The following is an 8,827-nucleotide window of genomic DNA, read 5'->3' on the forward strand; positions in this document are numbered from 1 at the left end:
CTACTCCCGCTTGCCCCGTTTGCACGGGCATCTGACGCAATGCCTGCCACATCGACATGACGCTGAACACTCCTTCTCGTTCGGCCCTTCGTCCCTAGCTTCAGCCTTACCGGCCTATCCTGTGACTGTTGGGTCGGAGGAGGCGCGCTTGCGCGCTGGCCTCCGTCCGCCGCACAAACTGCACGTGCCGTTTTCCGGCATGCAGCTTTCACGAAGACGCAGCATGCTGAGAAGCAATAGAAGGTATCAGTTGCACTAGATTCACCAACCCGAACTCCCCGTACAGCCGCGCCTCGGACAGCACCTTCCAGCCCGTATTGCGCCAGCGTTTGAATCGGTGCGACCATATTCGCCGCACGATCCATCGGTCGAGCCGGTTGAAGATCCGTCGGACGTGGGAGCGCTTGTAGTAGTGCCCCCAGCCCCGCAAGATGGGATTGAGTCGTTCAATCAGTTCGCGCGTACGAAGCGGCACGCGCCGCTGTGTAAGACGACGCACCTGATCCATGAGCCGCTGAACCGATTTCTCCCGAGGATACGCATACAGCGCACCTGATCGCGCGCCACTGCGGATCTTGGCTGCAGACAGCGATAGCTGCCGCCCGCGCTTGATCTTGTAGCCGAGAAACTCGAATCCAAATCGAACGTGCACGATTCGCGTCTTCTGCGGATGCAGTTGTACGCCCAGTGCTGTCAGGATCTTCGTCGCCGCCGCAATGGCAGCATGCGCGTGTGCTTTGGATGAGCAGGTGACCACCCAGTCATCCGCGTAGCGGGTAAGCTGATAGCCCCTGCGTCGCATCTCCTGATCAAACGGCGTCAAGAGGATATTGCTGAGCAAAGGGGACGCGACCCCACCTTGGGGCGTTCCGCGCTCGCTCGGAAAGAGACGGCCCTCGCCGAAGCTGCCGGCTTTGAGCATCGCCTTGATCAGTCCCAGTACCCGACCGTCTGCAACCCGTTGGGCAATGAGCGCCAGTAGTTTGTCATGGTCCACTGACCCAAAAAAATCTTTCAGATCAGCGTCTACAATCCATTCCCCACCACCTTCGATCTCTTTCCAGATCTTGCGCAAAGCGCCGTGTGTCGATCGCCCTCGCCGATAACCGAAGTTGGCATCGTCGAATATCGGCTCGAAGATGGGCTCCAGCCGGTTAAGCAGCGCTTGCTGACATACGCGATCGTAAATCGACGGTATGCCCAGCTTACGAAACTCTCCCGGCTTACCCACCTTCGGAATCGAGACCTGCCTGACCGGTTGCGGCTGATAGGTCCGCGCGCGCAATTCTGCCTGCAGGCGATCCAGTTGCTGGTCCGCCTGTTCAGCAAAGTCCGCTACGCTGACACCATCTACACCGCCACTACCCCGGTTGGCCCGGACTCGCTCCCAGGCGACTTCCAGATTCTTCCGTTGATAAACCTTGTCAATTAATGAGTGGACCTTCTTTGCCGCCATCGGGTTGATCCAGTCAGACAGTCTCCTCGGGCGCGGATGTACGGGTATTTCGCTCATGGAACTGATCCTCCTCCGTGTCCTTACTCACTGTCGTCCTGGTTCTTCCCAATCATCTTCGCCGGCTGCCTTCCCCGACCCACTTCTGTCGCCGATCGCTCGGTCACGTGGTTTTAGCCACGCTTCAGGTACTACTCAGCCGTCCGACTACTGACACAGCACCGCTCGCCACTTCGCTCCTCGCTTATAGGCTCACTTCCCACGGTGCCACCCGCAGACTGTGCCAGTTCTCCTGGGGTCACACGCTGTTCTTCCGTACCGTGCCGTCCGCAAACACCTTGGTGCGGTGGGTGAATGAGAACGCCTTCGCCCCCATAGTGCGGGCTCGACCTTGCCCCACCTTTGGCCGACCGGTTCGTCATCGGGGCAGCCCCCATCGACTACGGCCCGGTACTTCTCCTCATGCCCTTCGGATTCCACCTCGCGGTGGACACCCTGCCCTCCGGAGACCTGCGAGGTGACGGCTTCAGGTCCGCCTTGGCCGTATCCGGCTTTCGCCTTCGTGCCCAGTTAGGCGTCTCCATACCTTCCACCTCTCTCCGGCCAGCGAGGCATTACCCCCGCTTTCGGATATGGCGCCCCTCATCCGAGCGCCAGAGGGACTTCAACCCTCCTGAACAACGCGCTGCCCAGCGCACAATATGGCCTCTGCTGACTTCTCGCTCCGGCTCGACACCGTCGCCCTTTCAAGCATGAGGCGAGATCTCCCCAGGTAAGAACGCAATCCTTCACCGCACAACCGCCGGATCTACAGCGCCTGATCCTTGACCACGAGAGCTTCGCAGTTTCGTGCCCGCTCGCCCTGATCGGCACTGCCTTCTATCCGGTTCTTGTTCATCGGCTCACGGTTTTGATCCACGCTTCCTTCCCACGCTCGGTCACCCTCACGCAGTTGCGCTTCACTTCGTTCGCTGTGGTCAACTCACGGGAGGACTTGCACCTCCAAGATTGCGCCCATGCTGGGCGCACACGAAAAAAAACCTCCGCATCTTGCGATGCGGAGGCCTGCTTTTTATTTTCAGTCTTTGGCGACTGAACCGTGTTCAGGCGTTGCCGTCGCGCAACTCCCGGCGCAGTATCTTGCCGACATTACTCTTCGGCAACTCCGTGCGGAACTCGATCACACGCGGCCGCTTGTAGCCCGTCAACCGCTCCTTACAGAAGGCCATCACATCGGCTTCGGTCAAATGCGGATCGCGCCGAACGACAAACAGTTTGACCGCTTCGCCCGAGGTCGCGTCCTTCATGCCGACGGCTGCTACTTCGAAAACGCCCGGCAGCTTCGCCACCACATCCTCGATCTCATTCGGGTACACGTTGAAGCCCGACACCAGGATCATGTCCTTCTTGCGGTCCACGATCTTCACGTATCCGCGTTCGTCCATGATGCCGACGTCACCCGACTTGAAGAAGCCGTCGGAGGTCATCACTTTCGCGGTCTCATCGGGTCGGTTCCAGTAGCCCGCCATGACCTGTGGACCGCGAATGCAGATCTCGCCAGGCTGGCCGAGCGGCATATCGTTGTTGTCGTCGTCGCGGATGGCGAGTTCCGTGGATGGGAACGGCAACCCGATCGTGCCGGTGTATTCGGTAGCGGTCACCGGATTGCACGTCACGCACGGAGATGTTTCGGACAACCCATAACCTTCGATGATCGGCGAACCCGTCGTCTCGAACCATCGTTTCGCCACGGCTTCCTGCACGGCCATGCCGCCACCGTTCGCCGCGATCAGCTTGGAAAAATCGAGTTTGGCGAATTCCGGATTGTTCAGCAGCGCGTTGTACAGGGTGTTCACGGCCGGAAACGTGTTGATCTGGAAGCCTTTCAGCTCCTTGATCGTGCCCGGGATATCGCGCGGATTCGGAATCAGGATGCCCATGCCACCGGTGCGCAGGGTCAGGAAGCCGCAAACGGTCAGTGCAAAGATGTGATAAAGCGGCAGCGCCACGACGGTCACGAATTGATCGATGTCCGGCCGGTTCTTGCGTCCCGGATCGAGCCAGACTTCGGACTGCAAGACGTTCGCGATCAGGTTCCGATGCAACAGCATCGCGCCCTTCGCTACGCCTGTCGTGCCACCGGTGTACTGGAGAAAAGCGATGTCGTCGGGACCTTGCTTGATGGGTTTGAGCGTTTCGCGCGCACCTTGTCGAAGGGCTGCGTTAAAACTCACATGGCCGGGTAGCGTCCACGCCGGCACCAGCTTCTTCACACGTCGCACGACGAAGTTGACGATCACGCCTTTCGCGCCCATCAGGTCGCCCATCGACCCAACCACCATGTGCTTGATCGCGGTGTTTTTCGCGACGGCTTGCACGGTATGCGCGAAGTTCTCGAGCACGACAATTGCCTCGGCTCCGGAATCCCTCAACTGATGCTCGAGTTCGCGCGGCGTATAGAGCGGATTCACGTTCACGACGACATAACCCGCGCGCAAAATGGCCGCAATCGCAACCGGGTACTGCAGCACGTTCGGCATCATGATCGCGACGCGGGCACCGGTCTTTAACCCACGCGACTGCAACCACGCGGCTAACCGGCTGGACAGCGTGTCGAGTTCACCATAGGTGATCGCTTTGCCCATGCAGATAAACGCGCGTTTGCTGCGATGTTCGCGAAAGCTTTCTTCCAGCAGGTCGGAAAGCGAGTTGTACCGAGTCTCATCGATTTCCTCGGGCACGCCTGCCGGATAGGACTTCAGCCAAATTTTTTCCATACGGCGTCTCCTTTATATAATTTTAGAATGGTCGTGCGAAATTGCCCGTAGCGCATCGTAGCCGCTCGATCGCATTCCGACAACCGGGTTAGACGCCAGCTTCCAATCTCACCGGCCCGTGCTTCCCCTTGCGCCTGCTGGCTTCTACCCAATTTTTCTCAACTCACTTAGCCAACTCATTTGCCGACTCATTTGCCAACTCATTTGCCAACTCATTTGCCAACTCATTTGCCAACTCAGTAAGCCGCCTCGACCTCCACGAGACAGTCATAGAATGTCGCCGACCCACCGAGATCGGTCAGCGCCTGGCTGGTCACCTGGTTGGCGTTGCAGCCATCCGGCGCGAGTTTCTTCCACCATACCGATAACCCCACCACGACGCCTTCACGAGCGCGATCGGTGACGCGCACACGTGCCTGCATCGAACCGCGGTCGTTGTATACGCGCACCAGTTCGCCTTCGGTGATCTGACGAGCGTGGGCGTCGGCGGGATGCATGTCGAGATGCGGTTCACCCTCGGTCGATCGCAGGCTTTCCACATTGACGAAGCTGCTGTTGAGGAAGTTCCGCGCCGGCGGCGAGATCATCGCGAGCGGATAACGCGCGGCGAGTGCCGGTGCATACTCGGCCGATTCGTACGGCGGCAGGTAATCGGGCACCGGCTCCAGCCCTGCGCGTTGCAAACGCTCACTGAAAAATTCGCATTTCCCCGATGGCGTGTGGAAACCGCCCTCGGCAAACGGCGCCTCCGCCAGCTTGAGTTGCGCCCAGCCTTTTGTCTTTAGCGTGTCCCAGGTCACACCTGCCAGCGCGGGATCGTTCCAGCGGAATGCCTTCGATGCCAGCTCTTCATCGCTTTCGAATAATGCCGGATGCGTAAGCCCCATCGCCCTGGCCAAGCCGCGGAATATCTCCGTGTTTGCGCGCGACTCACCCACAGGAGGAATGGCCGGTAAGTTCGCCATCACATGCGTGTGGCCGTACGACTTGTGGGCATCGAGATGCTCTAGTTGCGTGGTGGCCGGCAGGATGAGGTCGGCGTAGTCGGCAGTATCGGTCTGGAAGTGTTCGAGCACGATCGTGAACAGATCCTCACGCGCAAACCCCGCTGCAACCTTCCCGGAATCCGGGGCGACCGCAACCGGGTTCGAGTTGTAGACGATCAGCGCTTCGACTTTCGGGCCGAAGCTGGCGTCACCGGCGTGCAGCAACGCGTCGCCGATAGCATTCATGTTCACCATACGCGGCAGTTTCGATGGCCATCCCGGCAGCAAGTCAGGCCGTTCGAGCGCGTTGACATCTACCGGCGCCCAACTCGACGACGACAGCAGCAAGCCCCCCGACCGCTCCCGCCACGCACCCGTGAGCGAAGGCAGGCAAGCGATAGCGCGAACCGCATTGCCACCGCCTCGCACGCGCTGCATACCGTAGTTGAGGCGTATCGATGCTTTTTTCGTCGATCCGAAAGCCCGCGCGAGATCGATCACTACCTGTTCTTCGATCCCGCATATTTGCGCAACACGCGCCGGCGGATACGCTTCGGCGCGCGCCTTGAGTTGATCGAAGCCGAGCGTGTAGGCATCGATGTAATCATGGTCGATCAGCCCAACGCCCATCATCACGTTCATCATGCCGAGCGCCAGCGCGCCGTCCGTGCCCGGTTTCAACGCAATGTGCTGATGGCATTTTTCAGCCGTCAGCGAGCGGTACGGATCAATGGCAATCAACCGCGCACCGCGGCGCTTAGCTTCCTGCGCGCGCGTCCAGAAATGCAGATTCGATGCGATCGAATTCGATCCCCAGATCAGGATCAATTCGCTTTCCTCGAAATACTCGGTGTGCATGCCGATACTTCCGCCGTACGTGTAACGTAAGCCCGCGGCGCCGGCAGCAGCGCAGATAGTGCGGTCCAGACGCGACGCGCCGAGCACATTGAAGAAGCGCGCAGCGATGCTCTCACCTTGCACCAAGCCCATCGTGCCGGCGTAGCTGTAAGGCAAGATGGCTTCGGGGGCGCGGATCGCGATTTCGTTCAGGCGCTCGGCGGCAAATGTCAGCGCATCGTCCCAGCTCACCGCTTCGAAACGGCCCTCTCCCTTCGCACCGACGCGACGCATCGGCGTCAGCAACCGGTCTCGATGGTGAGTTCGTTCCGCATAACGCGAGACCTTCGTGCAAAGCACCCCTTGTGTGGGCGGATGATCCGGGTCGCCAGTCACCTTGATGGCGCGGCCGTCCTTCACGGTGACACGCATCGCACAGGTATCGGGACAATCGTGTGGACAGACAGCACGAGCGAATTCGACGGGAGCATTCATGCGGGTATCCGGTGGGAATGTGCAAAAAGCAGACAGATAAAACGATTTTATTACGGTTGGCCGACCTGACCGTCTCGCCCTTCGATAAATAATCGCGGGCGTAGAATGGTGCAATCGACGCGGACGTAGGCACGCGCAACGTTATTTTTTCAGACAGAGGCCAGTTTCATGAATCTGATTCCAGAAATCGAAGCGTCGCATGAGGAAATCAAAGCGCTGCGACGAACGATCCATGCGCATCCCGAGTTGCGTTATGAAGAGGTCGGCACGGCAAAGCTCGTCGCCGAAAACCTCGAACGATGGGGCCTGGAAGTCCATCGCGGCATGGGAAAAACCGGCGTCGTCGGGGTGTTGAAACGCGGTTCGGGTAAGCGATGCGTGGGCCTGCGTGCCGACATGGATGCATTGCCGATCGCCGAAATCAACACGTTCGGGCATCGATCGCAAAATGCAGGCCGCATGCACGCGTGCGGGCACGACGGCCATACCGCCATGTTGCTGGGCGCGGCGAAACATCTGGCCGAGCACGGCAGGTTCGACGGCACCATCGTGTTCATCTTTCAGCCGGCCGAGGAAGGTGGAGCGGGCGCCAAGGCGATGATCGAGGATGGGCTATTCGAACAGTTTCCCGTCGATGCTGTGTTTGGCATCCACAACTGGCCGGGTATCCCCGCAGGTCACTTCGGGGTCACGCCAGGCCCGATCATGGCGTCGAGCAATGAATTTCGCATCGATATCAAGGGCGTTGGCTCACACGCAGCGTTACCGCACAGCGGACGCGACCCGGTTTTCACGGCAGTTCAGATCGCCAATGGGCTGCAAGGGATCATCACGCGTAGCAAGAAACCGATCGACACCGCCGTCCTTTCGATCACGCAGATCCATGCTGGAGACACCTCGAATGTTGTCCCTGATGACGCCTGGCTCGGTGGCACGGTGCGAACATTTACCGTCGAGACACTCGATCTGATCGAGCATCGGATGCGGACGATTGCGGAGGCGACTGCGGCAGCCTACGAGTGCGGAGTTTCCATCGATTTTCATCGCAACTATCCGCCCACGATCAACGACGTTGAGCAGACGCGCTTCGCGGCGTCGGTGATGGCGGAGGTTGTCGGAAAGGAAAACGTGAACGCCACCGTCGAACCGACGATGGGCGCCGAAGACTTCGCTTTCATGTTGCTCGCGAAGCCCGGCTGCTATGCGTTTTTAGGGAACGGCGAAGGGTCGCATCGTGAAACGGGACATGGATTAGGGCCTTGCACGCTTCACAACGCAAGCTACGATTTCAACGACTCGCTGTTATCCGTTGGATCAACGTATTGGGTTCGGCTTGCAGAAAAATTTCTGGCTTCTGAAGCGGATCAAGCGACGCGTTGACTGATTTAAATCGCGTGCAACCCCAATGCGTCCACTTTGTTGAAGTGGGCGCATTTTGTTTGTGGCAGCGGGAGGTTAGCTGTTTAGCTGTCGAATCAGCGTTTTGAAGGCGCTTCGCTTGATCGTGAGTGATTTGGTTTGGTTCACGCCGAGTATGCCTCTGTTGAACCGTCGAAAATCAGCAGTGTGTACGCGCCAAAGTCATCGCATCGCACCGCTCTAGTCCGAGTCTGCGGCGATGCGAGTCCGTGGGTTGCGGCTATATCGTGTGTTGAATAGTGCGTAAGCCGGAGTGTTGGGGTGTTTGGCGCGAGTGTTCTGAAGGGCGGCGCCTGAAACGCAAAAACCCCACCTTTGCGGGGTGGGGTTTTGGCGAAGCTGCGGTGTTTTGCAGCGAATGAGGAGCCTGACGATTACCTACTTTCACACGGGTATCCGCACTATCATTGGCGTGGAGTCGTTTCACGGTCCTGTTCGGGATGGGAAGGGGTGGTACCAACTCGCTATGGTCATCAGGCATGAGGGGGTGTTGCGTTGATTTGTGGTCAACGCAACCAATCTGGGGAAGAAGTAGTCGAGTTCACTCTTTGAGGAGTGCCTCGTTGTTACTGGTGTTGCTTTGGGTTGTGTTTAGTACTGGCACAACACTGATCTCAACCTAGGTGTATGGGTACTGAACCCGTGAAACACACTGGTTATAGGATCAAGCCTTACGGGCAATTAGTATCAGTTAGCTTAATGCATTACTGCACTTCCACACCTGACCTATCAACGTCCTGGTCTAGAACGACCCTTCAAGGAGCTCGAAGCTCCAGGGATATCTCATCTCAAGGCGAGTTTCCCGCTTAGATGCTTTCAGCGGTTATCTCTTCCGAACATAGCTACCCGGCGATGCCACT

General features: G+C 58.6%; 4 protein-coding genes and 2 rRNA genes. 1 reads left to right on the forward strand and 5 read right to left on the reverse strand.

Annotated features, from left to right (window positions below; translation table 11 throughout):
• Positions 1-208: 208 nt before the first annotated feature.
• The 3 genes from ltrA to FH08_RS0133550 all read right to left on the reverse strand — a co-directional run bounded on the left by ltrA (position 209) and on the right by FH08_RS0133550 (position 6,548).
• Positions 209-1,513 (reverse strand): group II intron reverse transcriptase/maturase, encoded by a 1,305-nt coding sequence (gene ltrA / locus FH08_RS0133535; protein ID WP_063771252.1) that lies wholly within the window; start codon positions 1,511-1,513, stop codon positions 209-211.
• Between the two features lie 1,043 nt (positions 1,514-2,556).
• Complete coding sequence (locus tag FH08_RS0133545) at positions 2,557-4,230, reverse strand: long-chain fatty acid--CoA ligase (protein WP_031362558.1); 1,674 nt, start codon at positions 4,228-4,230, stop codon at positions 2,557-2,559.
• A 236-nt stretch (positions 4,231-4,466) separates the two neighbouring features.
• Positions 4,467-6,548 (reverse strand): molybdopterin-containing oxidoreductase family protein, encoded by a 2,082-nt coding sequence (locus tag FH08_RS0133550; RefSeq protein WP_031362559.1) that lies wholly within the window; start codon positions 6,546-6,548, stop codon positions 4,467-4,469.
• A gap of 168 nt (positions 6,549-6,716) precedes the next feature.
• Between FH08_RS0133550 and FH08_RS0133555 the strand changes: the two genes are divergently transcribed.
• A complete protein-coding gene (locus tag FH08_RS0133555; protein ID WP_031362560.1) occupies positions 6,717-7,928 on the forward strand; it encodes a M20 aminoacylase family protein in 1,212 nt (403 codons plus the stop codon).
• Positions 7,929-8,332: 404 nt separating this feature from the next.
• On the opposite strand, the gene rrf is transcribed toward FH08_RS0133555, so the two are convergent.
• Positions 8,333-8,445 (reverse strand): 5S ribosomal RNA (rrf, locus tag FH08_RS0133560).
• A gap of 182 nt (positions 8,446-8,627) precedes the next feature.
• A 23S ribosomal RNA gene (locus FH08_RS0133565) occupies positions 8,628-8,827 on the reverse strand; the annotation flags it as partial.

Origin of the sequence: Caballeronia sordidicola (assembly GCF_000729995.1) — a bacterium.
GTDB lineage: Bacteria > Pseudomonadota > Gammaproteobacteria > Burkholderiales > Burkholderiaceae > Caballeronia > Caballeronia sordidicola_A.

Excerpts from the sequence above, each read along its gene's own strand:
- ltrA (WP_063771252.1), bottom strand. The coding sequence starts at position 1,513 with ATGAGCGAAATACCCGTACATCCGCGCCCGAGGAGACTGTCTGACTGG.
- FH08_RS0133545 (WP_031362558.1), bottom strand. The coding sequence starts at position 4,230 with ATGGAAAAAATTTGGCTGAAGTCCTATCCGGCAGGCGTGCCCGAGGAA.
- FH08_RS0133550 (WP_031362559.1), bottom strand. The coding sequence starts at position 6,548 with ATGAATGCTCCCGTCGAATTCGCTCGTGCTGTCTGTCCACACGATTGT.
- FH08_RS0133555 (WP_031362560.1), top strand. The coding sequence starts at position 6,717 with ATGAATCTGATTCCAGAAATCGAAGCGTCGCATGAGGAAATCAAAGCG.